Annotated in this window: 12 protein-coding genes; 7 read left to right on the forward strand and 5 right to left on the reverse strand. The window is 53.1% G+C overall.

All coding sequences use genetic code 11. The features are described from left to right. Positions 1-589 precede the first annotated feature (589 nt). From ACMG4M_RS16805 to ACMG4M_RS16820, 4 genes are all read right to left on the reverse strand, one after another. Positions 590-1,822 (reverse strand): NAD(P)/FAD-dependent oxidoreductase, encoded by a 1,233-nt coding sequence (locus ACMG4M_RS16805; protein ID WP_035248721.1) that lies wholly within the window; start codon positions 1,820-1,822, stop codon positions 590-592. Positions 1,823-1,919: 97 nt separating this feature from the next. Next, the gene (locus ACMG4M_RS16810; protein ID WP_035248722.1) at positions 1,920-3,575 is read right to left on the reverse strand and encodes a GMC family oxidoreductase; all 1,656 of its coding nucleotides are present in this window, start codon (positions 3,573-3,575) and stop codon (positions 1,920-1,922) included. Further along, the gene (locus ACMG4M_RS16815; RefSeq protein ID WP_035248723.1) at positions 3,575-4,987 is read right to left on the reverse strand and encodes a cytochrome P450; all 1,413 of its coding nucleotides are present in this window, start codon (positions 4,985-4,987) and stop codon (positions 3,575-3,577) included. The genes ACMG4M_RS16810 and ACMG4M_RS16815 overlap by 1 nt, the downstream gene beginning before the upstream one ends. A 14-nt stretch (positions 4,988-5,001) precedes the next feature. After that, positions 5,002-5,322 (reverse strand): 2Fe-2S iron-sulfur cluster-binding protein, encoded by a 321-nt coding sequence (locus tag ACMG4M_RS16820; protein WP_008930234.1) that lies wholly within the window; start codon positions 5,320-5,322, stop codon positions 5,002-5,004. Positions 5,323-5,444: 122 nt separating this feature from the next. On the opposite strand from ACMG4M_RS16820, the gene ACMG4M_RS16825 reads away from it, so the two are divergent. Beyond that, positions 5,445-6,491, forward strand: a complete 1,047-nt coding sequence (locus tag ACMG4M_RS16825; RefSeq protein ID WP_035233471.1) for an AraC family transcriptional regulator — start codon at positions 5,445-5,447, stop codon at positions 6,489-6,491. Between the two features lie 56 nt (positions 6,492-6,547). Here ACMG4M_RS16825 and ACMG4M_RS16830 read toward each other — a convergent pair whose 3' ends face one another. Then, a complete protein-coding gene (locus ACMG4M_RS16830) occupies positions 6,548-7,153 on the reverse strand; it encodes a TetR/AcrR family transcriptional regulator (protein WP_063525805.1) in 606 nt (201 codons plus the stop codon). Positions 7,154-7,334: 181 nt separating this feature from the next. Between ACMG4M_RS16830 and ACMG4M_RS16835 the strand changes: the two genes are divergently transcribed. The 6 genes from ACMG4M_RS16835 (at position 7,335) to ACMG4M_RS16860 (ending at position 16,552) form a co-directional block, all read left to right on the forward strand. After that, positions 7,335-8,279: a metal-dependent hydrolase gene (locus ACMG4M_RS16835; protein ID WP_008930237.1), complete on the forward strand. Its 945-nt coding sequence runs from the start codon at positions 7,335-7,337 to the stop codon at positions 8,277-8,279. Continuing rightward, on the forward strand, positions 8,276-9,103 hold the full coding sequence (locus ACMG4M_RS16840; protein ID WP_008930238.1) for an SDR family NAD(P)-dependent oxidoreductase: 828 nt from the start codon (positions 8,276-8,278) through the stop codon (positions 9,101-9,103). Before ACMG4M_RS16835 ends, ACMG4M_RS16840 begins: the two co-directional genes overlap by 4 nt. Before the next feature lie 38 nt (positions 9,104-9,141). After that, positions 9,142-10,101: an alpha/beta hydrolase gene (locus tag ACMG4M_RS16845; RefSeq protein WP_035233473.1), complete on the forward strand. Its 960-nt coding sequence runs from the start codon at positions 9,142-9,144 to the stop codon at positions 10,099-10,101. Beyond that, positions 10,098-11,741 carry a flavin-containing monooxygenase gene (locus ACMG4M_RS16850; protein WP_007149384.1) on the forward strand — a complete coding sequence of 548 codons (1,644 nt, stop codon included), beginning with the start codon at positions 10,098-10,100 and terminating at the stop codon, positions 11,739-11,741. The genes ACMG4M_RS16845 and ACMG4M_RS16850 overlap by 4 nt, the downstream gene beginning before the upstream one ends. A gap of 334 nt (positions 11,742-12,075) precedes the next feature. Beyond that, positions 12,076-13,437: an OmpP1/FadL family transporter gene (locus tag ACMG4M_RS16855; RefSeq protein ID WP_063509526.1), complete on the forward strand. Its 1,362-nt coding sequence runs from the start codon at positions 12,076-12,078 to the stop codon at positions 13,435-13,437. A gap of 34 nt (positions 13,438-13,471) precedes the next feature. Continuing rightward, entirely contained in the window at positions 13,472-16,552 is a 3,081-nt protein-coding gene (locus ACMG4M_RS16860; RefSeq protein ID WP_063509527.1) for an Ig-like domain-containing protein, read from the forward strand. The last annotated feature ends 173 nt before the right edge of the window (positions 16,553-16,725 follow it).

Raw genomic sequence — 16,725 nt, forward strand, 5'->3', positions numbered from 1 at the left:
AATGGCAGACAGGGGTATCCTCAGTTGAGCATACGCCAATAATACAAAGGTACCCGAGTATCGCTACGACTGATGCACAGGTGTTTATGGGCAAAGTCAGTGGAATTTCCAAGACAGGGAAGAGGCTGGCTACACCAATTACTACACTTTCAGTACGGTTACAGAAGCCGGACTGAAATACAGCCTAACCAGCTGATTTAAATAAAAGTACAAAGTCGAAAAAGGTGTTGCCCAACACGGTTAGCCCATCAAAAATAACCTGAAGATGGGGCCCGAACCCCTAGCGAGTAGCAGTGTATCGCAGCCCTCACGACAAGTCATCGAACGATGGAAAATCGCCAGCACAGCCAGGATCGTCCCACTGAAGAGACTCCAACACTCTATAATATTTTCCTTTCCACACAGGCATCCACCTTAGGCCCCAATGAGTGATCGTACATTCAGATGTAGTGTCAAATTAACTATCTCACTACAATTTACCCAGCCGATGCTCTCAAGGAGGCCATGCCAGTGGATCCCTCCTTTAAACCGGAATCTCTATTGGGATACCACGAAAGGATGACCGGTTACTGATCGCACTTCGCATGCTTCAGATTAAAGACTTCAGCTCGATATCCGTATTACTCAATGCGTCAGCGCTAACGCTCTTGCGTTGCTGGACCAACTGCTTGCCCACCATGAAAGCAATGGGCAGATTGACCGCGTCAACAGCAATGACAGAGCCCTCGAGCAGATAGAACACCGCAAATCCCTTATCATTGGTGGTGCCGCGCAGCACCCGCTGATCATGATTTTGCGACAGCCCAACCATCTGTAAGCGGACGTCATATTGGTTCGACCAGAACCATGGTGCGCTATCGTAGGGCATCTCCTCGCCCATCAAGGTCGCCGCCGCCGTACGCGCTTGATCAACCGCGTTGGCAACAGACTCAAGCCGTTGCATCTTTTCGAAAAAAAGATTCCGGTGGCGGGTACAGTCGCCGATTGCCAAGATGTCGCGATCATCAGTGCGGGTAAATTCATCCACGACAATACCGTCATCGCAGAGTAGGCCAGCGTTCTCGGCCAATGTAGTTTCCGGTATGACACCTATTGATACGAGCACGATATCAGCCGGAACATTGCCACCATCGGCCAAGGTCACGCCTGCCACACGCCCCTTATCACCCGCTTCGAAGCCAGTTACCGCCGTGCCAAGACGCACATCAACGCCAGCAGCAGTGTGCTTGGCGTAGAAAAACGTGGACATTTCTGGCCCCGTAACACGCTGCATCAAGCGTTCGGCGGCTTCCAGGACCGTGACATTAACACCTTTCTTGATAGCGCTGGCAGCCACTTCAAGGCCAATATAACCGCCGCCCACGATGACCAGGCGTTTACCCGGCACTAATTGATTGCGCAGAGCATCGGTGTCAGCGATATCATGCAGATAGTGTATTCCTTTCAAATCTGATCCGGGCGCTTTAAGGCGACGAACATGTGACCCCGTCGCCAGAACCAATCGATCGTATTTCAATGTGCTTTGATCCGACAACTTGATGCTTTTCGCGTATCGGTCGATCCCTTCGACGCGCACACCGAGCCGCAACTGCTGCCCCGCATTCTCATACACCGAACGCGGCTTCAGGTACAGAGACGACTGATCAACCTCTCCTGCAAGATAACTTTTGGACAAAGGTGGACGCTGGTAGGGAGGATGAGGCTCATCGCTCACCAGTACTACCTCATGCTGATATTTCTTTTGCAGCAAGGCTGTCAAGAGCGTACCGGCTGCATGTCCACCACCAACGATGACTGTCGTATCTTTCTTTTTGTTAACCATAGGTTGTCTCTTTTGTGCGCCTTGGAAGCGTATTTTCATATCCCAACACCGCAGGTGAGCAAGAGGCCGCGATATCGATCGCGCACGCACAGGATGCCTAACTGCTGAGCATCTCAGCATCCTCAAGTATCATCGCGGCTCCCTTCTCGCCGATCATGGTTGCCGGCTGGTTGGTGTTACCGCCGACCAGTGTCGGCATGATAGAGGCATCAACTACCCTCAAGGATCGCAGGCCGTGCACTCGCAGACGCGAATCGACCACCGCCATCGGATCCACACCCATCTTACAGGTTCCGACTGGATGGTAGGCGGACTCGCCGCTACGCCGCACCCATGCGGCCAGGTCCTCATCATTCTGCAGCTCCGACCCTGGCGACATCTCGACTTCGTGGTGCAAGCAGAATGCAGGCTGCGCCAAGATCTTACGCACCAGACGTACCCCGCGAACGAGCTGCTCGACGTCGGCGGATTCGGCCATGTAGTTGGGATCTATCAACGGGGCAGTGAACGGATCAGCACTGTGCAAACCAATCCGCCCACGCGACAATGGCCTAAGTCCGTAGATCATCACTATGTAGCCATAACCACTCATTGCGACCTTCATGTCCCTCCCGTGATCGGCGTACAGCATAGGGCCAAAGTGTAGTTGCAGGTCGGGTATCGCCTCCTCCGGCCGGGAGCGGATGAACCCGCCTGCCTCGGCGCCGTTGCTGGACAGCACACCGCGCCGACCGATCAGGTATTGCAGCAGTGCCCCCAGGCCCTTTAGCCAGTAGCTAGGATGCATCGAGATACTCTGGCGGCTGCGCGTTCTGGCGCGCACGAACACGTCGATATGGTCCTGTAGATTCTGTCCAACGCCCTCCAGGACATGACGCAATTCAATGCCATGCCGGTACAGCTCCTCACGCGGACCGATGCCGGATAACATTAGCAATTGCGGCGAGTTGAACGTTCCGCCGCAGAGCACAACTTCGCGCCCGGCACTGACCTGCACCAGCCCCTTAGCGCTTCGGTACTCGACACCGGTGGCACGGGTGCCATCAAGCAGCACACGGGTAACATGCGCGCCGCTGCGAACCGTCAGGTTGGAACGCTCCTCGGCGGGTTCGAGATAGGCGCGCGCATTACTGCACCGCATGCCGTCTTTCTGATAAGCGTAGTAGAACCCCACTCCCTCCTGCTCACTACCGTTGAAGTCCCTATTGAGCCGGTACCCTGCCTGCCTCGCTGCCTCAACGAAGGTCGCACTTAACGGGTTGGTGTAACGGCGCTCGGCAACATTGAGCGGACCTCCGAGGCCATGAAATTCAACCTCGGCCGGGTTCAGCTTCGGCTCGAAATGTTCGGATCTACGAAAGTAAGGTAGAACATCAGTGTATGACCACCCATCACAGCCCTGCCGCGCCCATTCGTCGTAGTCCCAGGCATGCCCGCGGATGTAGACCTGCGCGTTCATGCCACTAGAACCACCAAGCATTCTGCCCCGCGGCTGGAACAAGACACGGTCATGCATATGGGGCTGCGGTTCGGTATTGAACTGCCAATTGAATCGGCGGCTGAACATCAGCTGCAGGAAACCCAACGGCATGTTCACAAAAGGGTTACCGCGGCTCTCAGGTCCGGCTTCAAGCAGCAGCACCGAATAGCGGCCGCTCTCGGACAAACGGCTTGCAACCGCACACCCAGCAGAGCCCGCGCCGACCACCACATAATCGAATGCTTCAGGCGACACCCCGCTCAGACATTTCATTAACTTTTTGCCGTCAGCTTGACCATCAATTTGGAATAGCCCCGCACGAAGTTAGACTGCACACGCTCGGGCTCGCCAACAACTTCAATATTCTCGAAGCGTTTCAGTAACTCTTCCCACAGAATGCGAAGTTGCAGCTCGGCCAAGCGGTTACCCATGCAACGGTGAATGCCGTAACCAAAAGAGATATGGTTTCGCGCGTCCTTGCGATCAATAATAAGTTGATCAGGGTTTTCGAACTTGCGTTCGTCCCGGTTTCCCGAGGCATACCACATTAACACCCGGTCCCCTTTCTTGATGGTCTGACCACGAAGCTCAACATCCTGGGTAGCAACCCTGCGCATATTCGCCAACGGGGTTTGCCAACGGATGATTTCCGAAACCATATTCGGAATCAACTCCGGTTTTGCCTTCAGTTTTCTAAATTCCTCGGGAAACTGATTCAAAGCCAGCACGCCACCACTCATCGAGTTGCGAGTGGTATCATTTCCACCAACAATAAGCAGCGCCAGATTCCCGATAAACTCCATCGGCCGATTGATCAGGTCTTTTGTATCTTCGTTGCTCTGCAGCATACTGATCAAATCGAAACCGGGTTCTTCGCCGGAAGCACGTCGCGCCTCCTTGTCTCGCCACAGCCTGGAGAACGCCCTCGCCATATCTGCCGCGTCATCAAACATGACATCTTCGTCGGTAAATTCTCCACCCGTGGCGGATGCCGCGCCAGACAAACGATCAGACCATTCAACGAGTTTGTGACGATCCTCATAAGGGAAATCCAGCAACGTAGCGAGCATACGGCCAGTCAGTTCTTTGGACACCGCCGGCACCCAATCGAAAGGTTTATCCAGAGGCAAGCTGTCTAGCACTTCCGCCGCACGAGAACGAATCAGCCCTTCCATTTCTTTAAGGTTTTTCGGAGCAACGACGCCCTGCACCGCTCGGCGCTGTACATCATGTTTGGGCGGATCCATGGCGATAAACATTTCCACCGATAGTCCGTCCGGTGGATCACCCAGAATAATTTGCGGCTCAGAGGAAAACAGTTCATGGCTCTTGTCGACGAACAAAATATCTTCATAGCGCGTTATTGACCAGAAAGGCCCGAATGGACTGTTCTTCTGGTAATGTACCGGAGCTTCATCTCGTAACCGCTTAAAATAGGCGCGCCACTGATCTTGTCGATACAGAAAAGGGTTGCTGGTGTCGATATCTTCCAGTGCCAAGGTGCTAACATCAGGCAGGGGAGTTTCGACAAACTCCATTTGTGTGGAGCGAGAACCCACGGCCTTTCTCTTTGCCTTCATCAACATTTTCATGGTTTTAATCTGAAAATGCATTGGCACCACTTTCGACGAAACGTTGAAAACCTTGGTCTGCAAACTGTTGCTTGAGCTTGTTTTTGTTGACATAGCTTTCTCCCTGCTTACATCTGGAATTCAGGCAAATGCACGGTCATACCGTCCATCGCCTCAGTAATTTCTACCTGGCAGCCCAGACGCGAGGTTCTCGCCCGCTCCGGGGTCATGGACAGCATCTGTTCTTCCGCGTCACCAACCGTTCCGGTATTGCCGAACCACTCATCGGCAACAATCATGTGGCAGGTACCACAGGCGCACTCGCCGCCACAATCACCATCGATACCTGGCACGGCGTTATCAACCGCAACTTGCATAAGCGTAGAACCCGCCCTGAATTCCGTCACATGCTCGGTATCGTCATGTTCAATAAAGATAATTTTTCCCACAGCGCGTCTCCTAGTATTTATGTCTAACCTGAAGATTGGCTATATAGCGGCATGCCAGCGAGGACATTTCTTGACAGGACGGGGACATTTAAAGACAGTAATGACTTTCCGAGGAGAGGCTAATGGCAATAACTACGCAGAGTGATAGCTTGCAAAGCGTGGATGCTGATATCCCATCGAACTACTCACGCCTTATCGCCCGTGAACTTGGTCTGAGTGCACGAGAGCTGCCCCGACTCCTGCGCAAAACAGATGTGGATGTTACGCAATTACTCAAAGATGAGAGTCGACTCACCGCAACCCAACAGATGCAGATCTTGCGTAATGCTTTGGATCTATCCGGTAAACCAGAGTTCGGCTTGCGGTTGGGCAGGCGCCTCACCCCGGCAACCCATGGGGTGATGGGCTTTGTTGCTAACAGCAGCCCCGACCTTTATACCGCGCTGCAAGCCGTTCACACTTTCCTGCCTACGCGAGCAAGCTTTATTCAGGTGAACCTGCAAAACACTGAGGATTATCTGGAATGTGTTGTGAGCTTTCAGGTAGCGATGGACAACGACGTGGAGCGCTGCTTGGCAGATACTGTGATCAAGGCTTTTTTTGAAATTGGCGAGTTCATCGTAGGTCGCCCATTGTATGAATCAGAGGTTCATTTCCCCCATCCAGCCCCCGTCTACCAGGACATGTACCGGGAGTATTTACCAGGCAAAGTTTACTTCGACTGCAATCACTTCAAACTAAAATTAGCAATGGAGTTATGTCGAAAGCCGAACGCATCAGCCAATCATGAAAGCTATCATCTGGCCTTTCAGCAGTGCGAATCCATGCTTGCGCGCCTTCAGAACCCTGAACCGGACTATCGGACTCGGCTACAGAAAATGATGCTTTCCCGACCACCCGGGACACTGAGTGAAGATGAAGCCGCCGCCTCCCTCTTCATGAGCAAACGCACCCTTGCACGGAAGCTCAAGAAAGAAAACAGCAGCTTCAGAAAGATTCGCGATGAAGTGCTATCCAGGCAAGCAGCAAGCTATTTATGCGAGAGTCAGCTCTCGGTCGAAGCAACCGCTACACTGTTGAATTATCATGACACTGCCAGCTTCAGACGGGCGTTTAAACGCTGGTTTGGTCAGACTCCTGATCAGTACAGACAAAGGACGGGCACATAAGCCGTGCTGACAGTCAGCAATCAGCGCTGGTCATGACTTCTCATTCAATAGATCGTCTAGCGCTTGAGCACACCGTCTTTAATTACCACCCACACAAAGTCACCGATATCTTTTACGGTATACCGCCCGCCCTCGTTAAACCATGTTGCGACCCAATTTAACGCTCCCAAGCCGATAAGGCGCAAAAGATCACGATCTACATCCGCACGAATCAGGTTTTGAGAGGACAAGGATTGGATCATAGCAGACCAAAGAAGTTCGTATCTGTCTCGTAGATCAATCATTTCCTTGCGTGACTGGCCCTGCAAGGAGCGCCATTCAAAAAGGAGCACATAGACCATATCCGAACCGCCGACCAGTAACTCAAGGTGAGCATTAATGCCCTGACGCAACTGCTCTAGTGGTTCACTCTCCCCCCGAATAGCCTCAGACAAAGCTGTGGAGGCTTGCTCAAGCGCAAGACGCATCAGGTCTACCAGGATGCTTTCCTTGGAGGGATAACGGTAATGCAGGCTGCCAGGCAACATGTCACAAGCTTCGGCAATTTCTTTAACGGTGGTTTTATCGAACCCCTTTTGACGAAATAGACGTGCCGCAGCACCGAGCACAAACTCTCGATCCGCTTGCGCTACCGGTGTTACCTGATTTTTCTTTCTTCCCACAAGCCACTCCCATACTATAAGCCTTTGATTCTAGCATTCCTTTTAAAGTCGGCCCAGCCTTCCTGGCCGATGGCACTATTCGATTTATACAGATAAAAACACGCTGTCTACCTTATAATCTTGAATTTGGTTGGTTATACAAATAAAGTCCAATGAATGCACTTTACTTGGGAGCGATCCAATGGCTCTGGCAAACCGCAAGATTGGTTACGACGAGGTTGTAACCCGTGACATTCACTTTCCCATGAACATCGAAAACGTGGCTCGCCACTGGTTTCGCAACGACCCGTGGTCCACTCACTGGATGAATGCCATTCTCGCCGCCGTCCCCGACGGTGAACGCTGGGTGATGAATTCTGCAAGACGGCAGCTTGGCAAGCTTGACGATCCAGAAGTGCTGAACGCAGCTAAAGAATTCATTCGTCAGGAGCGCATTCATGCTCGTGAGCACGATGAAATGAACGCCATCGGCGTGCAACACGGGGTTCCCATCGACAAGGTTGAAGGCGTGTTCAAGCTGATCCGTAAGCAACTCCAACACCGCCTCAGTGACGATATGCAGAGCTCCATCGCAGCGGCGTTTGAACATTTCACGGCCATTATTTCCTCGGTACTGCTTGAGCACCCGGAGCTGTTTGACGAAACCCACCCGGATTTGCGTGCCATGCTCTACTGGCACTTTGTCGAAGAAACCGAGCACAAGAGCGTCAGTTATGACGTCTTCGTCGATGCCAGTGGTGGTGGCTACCGCAGTTACCGACTACGTATCAGTGGCATGCTACTGGCCATTGCCCTGGGCTTCCCCATTATGATCGGCAACCAGACCTATCTGCTCTACAAGGATCGTCAAATTCTGAATTTGTGGTCCGCCGCCAAAATGACCAAAGTCCTGTTCTGGCGTCCCGGCATTCTTTCCAAGGTACTCGCTGGCGTGCCCCCCTATTTCTCCCCCACTTTCCACCCGTGGGATGACGATAACCGTGATGTAATCCGGATCTGGAAACGCGCCTACGAAAGAACTGGCGACCCTCATAAGGCCTATCAAGCGCTCAGAGACCACCGAGCCAACAATGTACACGGTACATTCGAAACGCCACAACCTGAACCCGCATGGGGGCAGGCATGAAAAAGAAACCCTTGCACCCGTCAACTCAGGCGGCAGCTGTCATCACCGGGGCGGGTAGCGGCATCGGTCGTAGCTTTGCTTACGAAGTTGCCCGTCGAGGCGGTTCGGTACTGTGTGTCGATATCAATGAAGAGCGCGCCGAACAGGTGGCGATCAGCCTGCGAGCACTCGGTACTCACGCGGTAGCCCTGGGGTGTGATGTCGGCGATGAAAAACAGATGGCATACCTGGCGGAAAATGCCGAGCCTTTGCTCGGCAGGCCGGTAACCCTGGTAATCAACAACGCCGGCGTCGGCCTCGGTGGCCCAATCGGCGAGGTGTCACTTGAAGATTGGCACTGGTGCATGAACGTCAATCTATGGGGAGTTATTCACGGCTGCCATTATTTTGCCCCTCAGCTTCGCGATCTGGGCTATGGAGGCATCATCAATGTGGCCTCTGCTGCCGCATTCGGGTCCGCCCCGGAAATGGCCGCCTACAACGTCACCAAGGCAGGGGTACTGGCCCTGTCCGAAACGCTGTCTTCTGAACTGACCGGAACCGGCGTAAAAATCACGGCCCTGTGCCCAACCGTGGTCCCGACCAATATCGTCGAGAATGGGCGCCTGCCTGAACGTCGCCGTGACTTTGCCCGTTCAGCGATGACCCGCTATGCCCTCACCAACGCCGACCAGGTGGCCCGACAGACCCTCAGTGCCCTTGATCGAGGTGAGCTTTACATGCTGCCACAAATTGACGGCCGGCTTGCCTGGCGGTTGAAACGCCTGACGCCACGACTATACGCCCGCGCGATTGGCGAAGCTTACAGAATGCTGGCTGATTAAATCGCATTTGAGGAAACGGAACACGCAAGGAATTCAATATGGCCTCCATTCCTACAACAATTTTGAAGCTACTTTTTCGCGCCGGCATGAAGCGTGATATACGCGACCCGGACAAACTGGTAAGACATCTTCGCAGGGTGATGAACGCGCCTTTGGCCCCCTCTCTGCTGCCACGCGGAGTGCGACTCAAGCGAGGCAAGGTTGCAGGAATAGCTGGCCACTGGCTAGGCACCGCAGACCCACAAATCACCATACTCTACCTGCATGGTGGCGCCTTCATCGGCGGGCGGCTTGATACCTATCACCACTTTTGTGGCCGTTTGGCTCACGCCCTGAATGCGCGGGTCTTTCTTCCGGATTACCGACTAGCCCCTGAGCACCCCTTCCCGGCAGCAACGGATGACGCCTTTAATGTGTATCGTGAACTGATCGCAGACCCTCGCCCTGTGGTCATTGCGGGAGACTCTGCGGGAGGCAACCTGACGTTAGTCACATTGCTGCGTGCCCGTGATCAGCTGCTGAAAATGCCGGCTTGCGCCCTCGCCATTTCGCCGGCATCGGATGCGCGAGGCACCCTGATGTCCAGACAGGCGAATAGCGACAGCGATACCATGCTTTCCCATGGCATGATTGAGGTGGCAACGGATATCTATCTGGCCGGCGCGGACCCCGCTCACCCGTATGCCTCACCAATCACCGCGGATTTCACCGGCTTGCCCCCTCTACTTTTCACTGTCAGTAGCGAAGAGTGTCTGCGCGACGATACCCATGCAGCAGCACAATGCGCGCGAGATGCGGGGGTGCCCGTGCAGGTTCTGGAGCGCGATGATATGCCGCACGTGTGGCCCGTATTCACCTTTTTGCTACCAGAGGCAAAGCAGGACTTCCCTACCATCGTCCGAATTCTGGGAAAGTATCTGACCAGCAATAACGTCGGCAAAGCCCCATCCCAAACGGTCAATGCTAGCGATAGCGCCATAGTTGAGGTTGCATCATGAATATGGCTGCTGTTGCAATCCATAACCCTCGTCCCAGCGTTACTCCTGATCATGAAGTCATTATCATCGGCGCGGGAATTTCTGGAATTGGTGCGGCAATCCAGCTGCGTGCCGATGGCATCAAAGATATCTTGATCCTTGAGCGAAGCAAGGATGTGGGAGGAACCTGGCGCGACAACCGTTATCCGGGAATCGCTGTCGACATTACCTCGTTTACCTATTCATTTTCCTTCGAACAAAACGCAAATTGGTCTCGCGTTTTTGCGCCGGGAAACGAGCTTTACCAGTATACAAGACAGGTAACAAGCAAGTATGGCATCTACCCACTGATTCGCTTTGGTGTCGAAGTCGCTAGCGCCCGTTTTGATCTCGACAGCCATGTCTGGTTGATCGATCTTACGGATGGCAGGCGACTTAGTGCACGCCATATTGTCTCGGCCTGTGGCGGTTTGATATCACCCAAGATGCCAGATATTGAAGGGCTTGATACGTTCCAGGGCAATGTCATTCACACTGCACGCTGGCCAGATGACCTTGATCTTAGTGACAAGCGAGTAGCGGTAATAGGCACTGGCGCCACTGCAGTGCAACTGATTCCGAAAATTGCCCGCCAGGCTCGTCAACTTGACGTCTACCAGCGCACCCCCATCTGGGTGCTGAAGAAGCCGGATCAGACTCTGCCTGGCTGGCTCAAGGTATTGTTCCGAACCGTACCGGGCTTGCAACGCAGCCTTCGCGGCGCTACCGACACCGTCAGCGAAACCCTGATGGTGCTTTCCGCAATATATTACCGGCAGGCCCCTTGGCTGGTTCGCATGTGTGAAAAGGCGGGCATAAACAACCTGCGCGAACAGCTGCCCAACCGCCAGGACCTGTGGCAAGCACTGACACCGAAATACGGCTTCGGGTGCAAAAGGCCAACGTTTTCCAACGACTATTTCCGAACCTTTGCCCGAAACAACGTTGAGCTTGTCACGACCCCGATCAAGCGTATTACGTCCCGCGGCATCACCACCCAGGACGGCCGCTCACGGCGTATCGATACCTTGATCCTCGCCACCGGTTACAAAACCTTCGAGAAAGGAAATATTCCCTCGTTCGACGTCATCGGCAGCAACAACATCAATTTGGGCGATTTCTGGCATGACTACCGTTACCAGGCCTATGAAGGGTTGACCATTCCGGGCTACCCGAACTTTTACATCATGCTCGGTCCCTATGCCCTTATCGGCACCTCTTACTTCAAGATGGTCGAAGGGAATGCCATCCACCTCTCTCGCTGTATTCGCGAAGCCAACCGACGTGGAGCCAGCCAAGTGGAAATACGTCAGTCCGTCCATGACGCGTATTTCCGCAATATCCAGAAACGCCAGCAAAACACCGTGTTCCTTAACCACAACTGCGCGCTGTCGAACAGTTATTACTTCGACCATCATGGTGACGCGCCAATGCTGCGGCCCTCTACCTCTCTGGAAATGCTGTGGCGAGCCAAGCATTTACCGATGGATCACTACCGGTTCAGTGTACTGGCCGGGCACACTCCCAGCAGACACGACGGCGGGAGACAAGCCTGTGAGCCACATCCCCAGCTGCCAGAGAAGGGCATTCCGGCAAAACAAACAGATAACAATTCTCAGTGACTGTGCCAGAGAAAGTGTGGAGCCTGCTTGTACATGTCACGCCAGCAGAGCTCTCCAGATCCAGTTGACCGTGCGCTTTAGCGCTGCCCAGGAGGCGTTACACCACTCGATAACCCATGCCTGGTCAGCAACAGAACACGGCATCTCGTCATAGACGACGACTGGGCGTCACGCATTAATGTGTGACATTACCGGAGCGCCAGAGCACAACGTCATTACAGTCATGGACACAGACAGCTAAGCCTGAGACCAATATTGGTTGTTTAACCAAACAAACAGAAAATCAGAACAACTCACCATCTATAACCAGAACAGCCCCCTTTAGGAGCCTGAAATGTCTGCAAAAAAAACAAAACGGTTACCTCTCCTTTTCTTCACGTGCACTACAGCATTGCTCTCACCCGGCTTGGCCATTGGCGGTGCTGGCGACGGAGCGAGCACTTATGGGCTAGGCCCAATGAATGCCGGCACTGCCTTGGCATTCAGTCCTTTTGCATCCAACAGCTGGTCGGTGTACTACAACCCGGCCGCCATGGCCCGCTCCCCGGAGGGCGAACTGGGAGTCATTGTGCAGTATGGCGACCAGGAATTACGTGCCAAATCACTGGGAGGAACAGACCCTTTGGAGCGAGAGAATGATATCCTCTCTGACACCAGTTCCGAACTATTATTAATCGGCTTCAAAAGCCGCGTCGCCGGCATTTCCAGCATCGACAAGCCCATTTACTTTGGCCTGAACGTGGGTGTAGACCAATACACATCCAACCTATTGCCCTATCAGGCCAATACCAGCCAGAAAGGGCAGTTTCTACGCTATGAATCTCAGCCACTTTATCTCGCCTTTGGTGGCGCTATCAGCAACGTCCTGAGGGGCGTTGACGTCGGCGCATCAGCACGTCTTACCCTCCAGGCCAAAGCCAACCTGGAAGCAGTTTCAGACCTTGGCGGCAACACAGACTCTGAAAAACTTTCCCTGGAAGCCTCTCCATCCCTATCACCGGCACTAGGTATCAATATCCGCTCTGGAGAAATGTTTTGCGGTACAAGCGAGTGCATGCCTTTTGGAATGGATAAGATGGAGCTGGCTCTTTTCTGGCGGGGGGAAAGTAGCTATGAGGTATCCGTGGATGCCAATGTGGTTGTGCCGGGAGTTATCCCTGAACCAGGCCTGAGCCTAGCGCTTAGTACAATTGATACCTATCAACCTGAAGTTCTCGGCGCAGCCATTTTGCTTCCCGTTGGCAAATTCGAATTGACGGCAGGCATTGAGCAGCACAATTGGTCTGCGCTTGAAAGCGAGTTTGCCGACGATACTATTCGCGATCAGGCTAATCTAGCGTTTGACGACATCACCATTCCCCGAATTGGCGTTAGCTATCAGTGGTCGGAGTCCATGAAACTCTTTGCCGGCGCAGCCCTGGAGGACTCACCTTTAAAATCCAGCCGATCCCAGGACGTTAACTATCTTGACACCGATAAAAAGGTTTTCGGTCTGGGTGCCAGCTACCGTCTGTCCAGCGCGCCAATAATAGATATGCCATTAGAACTCTCCTTCGCTTACCAGTATCAAATGCTGGATGAAGCTGATTTCGAATTGACCTCCATCAACTCTTCCACCGATCCAGCCCCTTATGAAACGGTAAGGGCTGATGGTGAAATAAACGTATTTTCTTCCTCCCTGTCGCTAAAGTTTTAACAACAGGCATGCGATTAATACCAGGAGAAGAGCAATGAATAATAACCCCATCACAATCCACCAGTTTCTGATTAGTCTGGCGGTCGCCATAGCAGCCCTTCTGACCGGGTGCGGTGGCGATCAGGGCGATGTAAGCAATCCCTGGAGCACACCAGAGACATTAATTTTTTCTTACCCTTATCCTGGCCAGACCGAGGTTCCAGCTACCGCGCCAGTAATCCTGCGATTTTCCTCTGCACTTGAGCAAGAGGTTATTGATGACATTGACTCACGCCTACAGCTGGTCAGTGATACTGATGGGAATACCGTCATGGTTGACTATCAGGTGGTAGACAATGGCAGAGGCCTGGCCCTGTATCCTCAATCGCGGCTGGCTCCGGCGGAAGCGTACCATCTGGTTGTCAACGATGATGGCCTTGGAGCCATTGATGATAACTCCGTGGCCCGCGTTCGGTTTCGGACTGCAGGCAGTCAAGCCGGCGCATCGCAAACCATGGGAAGCGGCTCTTTCACCCTGCTTTCAGCCACTCCTCTAGACCAACCGTCATTGCTAGAGCCGATTGATGATGCCAGCCATCCCAACGACATGAGCACCTTCAGGATGTCGTTTAACCAAACGGTTGATCCGACCAGCACAGCATATGGCGAAACCGGATCGGTTCAACTTCGTGACAACCTCGGCAAGTTGGTTCCCGCATCACTATTTTTGCAGGGTCGTTACCTGACACTGGATCCTGACCAGGATCTGAAACCTGTGGAACACACACTAACGATTGCTGGGCTGCGGGCCCAGACTACCGGTGAACAGTTGCCGGAGTACAATCGGACTTTTGTTCCGGAAGCCACTCTTCCCCGTGCTACATCCGTTCTAAAAGTTGGCAGTCTTGGAGCTGAGCAACCTGGACTAGTGTCAACTTTAACCGGCAACCCGATCAATCAGGTGCCAGTACAATCCTTTGTGCTGGGAGATGAATCATTTACCGGGTTGAGCGGGGATCTAGCTGCAGATCTGGCTTTTGCTCCCAACTTTCCTAATGCCGTTCCACTGCGAGTACCCGCTGGTTCCGTACTCCGAGGCACCCCCGTGGACGTCAATATACTGGGCGAAATACCGTCCGGGCTGGAAACCGGTGAAGTCACCATCACGATACTCAGCGACGCTAATGGGTATCTGATCCCGAATCCATTCAGTGATTCCCCATCGGTTCCCCGCTATGCCCTGCTTAATATGGACGCAGCAATGACTGCAGCAGGTCAAGAGCCCAATGCGGCTCTCAGCCAGAACCTGCTTAATGTGCAGGTAGCGGGTTTAGCCGTTGTAAAGGATGGTGTACTAGTACTGGATGCGGTCAGTGTGGTTGAACCTGATGTACTGGGCCTGGAGAAGGCATCCGGTCTGCTCTCATTCCGCATGGAGGCCTATCAAAACCAGCGCCAAGCGCCTGCCCCAAGCCAAGACACTCGACCCTTGCAGCTTCAGTCTTGGGCACCGGGAGAAACGTTCCAACCCAATGCAAGGCCTGGTGACCCCGTTATCCTGAACTTCAACAAACCATTAGACCCAGCTTCGGTGTTCCTTGACGGTGCCGTACAGGTTTCTGTTGATGATGTAGTAAAGACGTACCCAATACGTCACGATGGAGCCACGATCATCATCGGAGGAGATATCCTTCAACACGGAAAAGACGTCGAGGTCACCCTCACCAGCCTGCTCCGAGATACGCAGGGAAACCCGCTCAACCAGGACCAGACACTCAACATCCGCCTACCGGACTTCGTGCTTCCCAATGGCAGCACCAATGAGCTACGTGCACCACTTGTCGCTGCTGTTTTTCCCGGTTACCCCTGTGCGTTAACCGATGTCGATCTTACCGGCGAAAGAGAGACTTGGCGCAATGGCCGATGTGTAGGAGGTAAAAATAGCGACCCGCTCTATCCTGTACCGAATATGTTCAAGGATTTTAGTATTCGAGTCATCTTTAGCCGCAGTATCGACGGCGACACGGTTAATGATCAGACTTTTGTTGTTGAACACTTCGATACCAACAATAACGCATGGGACCCCATCAATGGTCGTCTCAAGGTGCTTGCCCAGCGAATAGAGTTTCTCCCGAACAACCCGTGGCAGATTGGCGAGCTTTATCGCTACACCCTGCACTCCGAGCAAAACTCGCCTGTTTGTGGCACCAATGCCATATGTTCAACCGATGGTGCACCGCTACAAACACGTCAAATCTCTCAGTCCAGTTCCTCAGCCCCAGAGCTTAGAGAAGGAGGTCCAGACCTAACCAATCACTTCGTTGTAACAGGGGAAGAGGACCGGATCACCCGTGTGTCGTTACGCTCTCTGCCGGTTGCGGATGTTAACGCTAATCTTAGTATCGATGACAACGAGCAAGGTGCGGTACCCGATGGTAACGGCGGTGCCATTGCCGATGCCAACTACCTACAGCTTAGGCTAAAAAACAAATCGGGAGTAATAACCCATGCCAACATTGGCTGTGGTATAGGCGACGATTGCCCGGAAAAGAAATTTGCCTTTGTCGGGTCAGGCGCCTTGCAAGCCGGGGTAAGCCAGTATGAGCCGGATGTCACCATCAACCGACGCCTCATCGACAGCGACCCAATGACATCAAATGAAGTCACCGGCGCCGTCATTGCCAAAGTCTTCCCCACTGTTCTCCCAACGACGAGTGTGTTTCTGGAAGCCCGTGCACTGGGATTAATCACAATACCGTTAGACACCGGCCCCCTGGTGCTTCGCTTGGCATATGAAAACAATCAGCCCATTACTGGCTATATCACCCGAACCCCTGATGGCCCCTGGTTTAGCACCACGTTTGATCTCATGGTGGATGCACCAGAACTGGAACCACGACTAATCATTGAACTTGGGCATGACATCCGCAGTAAAAAAATAACCGGAGTCACCTTGGAAGGGCCGTTACGTTTTGTTGACGATGGTCGCCTGATTCTAAAAGTTCGCAACCCTGACTCTCTCGTCATACCAGCCAACATTGATCTGCTTGGCATAGGTTTGGCCGGTGTCGAATTGGAGGTACCGCCCCTCGGCGTAGACCTTACTTTTACCTTCTTGCCGGTAAAAGATTTTTAATATATTCCCCTTGTGCTAACGCACTTTCATGCCCCCTTTATGGGGGCTTTTTTCTGTCCTCACCGTATGCCACACCGCTGAATGATCATCAATATCGTCAAATAGGACTTTTCTTTGTGTAGAAGAAACGCTAATATTTGGTTGTTTGGCCAAATAAATAAATGCCTATAATG

The sequence above is a fragment of the Alcanivorax sp. IL3 genome, from assembly GCF_047495465.1.
GTDB classification, from domain to species: domain Bacteria; phylum Pseudomonadota; class Gammaproteobacteria; order Pseudomonadales; family Alcanivoracaceae; genus Alcanivorax; species Alcanivorax jadensis.